The 1,072-nt window shown below is 64.1% G+C and carries 4 protein-coding genes; all 4 read right to left on the reverse strand.

Translation table 11 applies throughout. The features are described 5' to 3' along the window. Window positions 1–197, reverse strand: a 197-nt coding sequence (locus tag NS184_RS18630) for a hypothetical protein (RefSeq protein WP_206556308.1), incomplete at its 3' end; no start/stop codon positions are given. Further along, window positions 194–355 carry a hypothetical protein gene (locus tag NS184_RS18540; RefSeq protein ID WP_193750570.1) on the reverse strand — a complete coding sequence of 54 codons (162 nt, stop codon included), beginning with the start codon at window positions 353–355 and terminating at the stop codon, window positions 194–196. The genes NS184_RS18630 and NS184_RS18540, both read right to left, overlap by 4 nt. After that, window positions 352–627: a hypothetical protein gene (locus tag NS184_RS18070; protein WP_152998320.1), complete on the reverse strand. Its 276-nt coding sequence runs from the start codon at window positions 625–627 to the stop codon at window positions 352–354. The genes NS184_RS18540 and NS184_RS18070 overlap by 4 nt, the downstream gene beginning before the upstream one ends. Window positions 628–742: 115 nt before the next feature. Then, on the reverse strand, window positions 743–1,072 hold a 330-nt coding region (locus NS184_RS17075; RefSeq protein ID WP_058727247.1), incomplete at its 5' end, for an HNH endonuclease signature motif containing protein.

Below are 1,072 nucleotides of genomic sequence, written 5' to 3' on the forward strand. Positions count from 1 at the left end.
TGTCGCGCCTGTGCTGTCGCTGCTTGTATTGTGCCGTGGTCATCCTGGAATGGCGGGTTGAATCCCATGCGGTGTGCTCGTGGGTCGCCGCCACCTGTTGCTTCCACGAGCGCTTCCGTGTCGCGGTGCTCGAACTCGGGTGCATCCTCGACCTGCTTCGGCGTCCGAGTGAGCTCGATCGTGATGCGGAACCTCATCGCATCACCACCACCAGGACCACGGCGACGGCGACGGCGAACACAATGAGTCCGATCACTCCGGGCAGCCACTCGAACTCGGCAGCCGTATGGTCGTGCCCGACGAGGCAGTCGCAAGCGCGAATCTTGGCGTGCTTGTAGGTGCAGATGTGCGTCATGGCTTCCCCCCGTTGAGCTTCTCGGTGATCATGTGGACGAGCAGGTTGAGGTCGTCCATGCTGACGTTCGAGGGGGCGCGCTCGTCGAACCATTCGTCAGCAACGGTCTTGACGATGCTGTTCATGCCGAACTCGTTGACCGCACGCAGCCGATCCATCTCGTCGGCAGCCTCGTTTAATCGCTTCTCCACACTGGGAAATCCGGGTGCGAGTATGCGAGCGTCACGTCGCAGCGCTTCCGTGTTCACCGGCTGCGGGGTGGGGGCGGTCATCGGCGAGCCTCGTCATCTTCTCCGTCGTGCCACAGCCCATGCGGCCCGTCATGACCCATCGGGCGCTCACAGAACGCGCTCGTCCAAGGGTTCTCGGCGTCACAAAGTTCGTTCGTCATGCTGCTTCCTTTCGTTCGGCGCGCTTGCGCTCGTTGTAGCGGTGTCGCGCGAGCTTGACGCACTCGGAGCAGGTACGTCCCCAGCGCGGGCTGCCGTCCTTCGCGCGGCGCTTGATGGGTTGGAGTGCCGCAGCCGAGTGGCCGTTGATACACGAACCGATGGGCCAGTCCTTGCCACTGGTGCGCCGTGCGTTCTCGAAGTTCGGCAACAGCCGCAGGTGAGCGGGATTGACGCAGCGCCGCTGCTTGCACGTGTGGTCGAGCGTCATGCCCAGCGGGACCTGGCCGTGGACGGCAGTCCAGGCGGCACGGTGCGCCAGCACCAT

Origin of the sequence: Curtobacterium luteum (assembly GCF_001475545.1) — a bacterium.
Taxonomy (GTDB): domain Bacteria; phylum Actinomycetota; class Actinomycetes; order Actinomycetales; family Microbacteriaceae; genus Curtobacterium; species Curtobacterium luteum_A.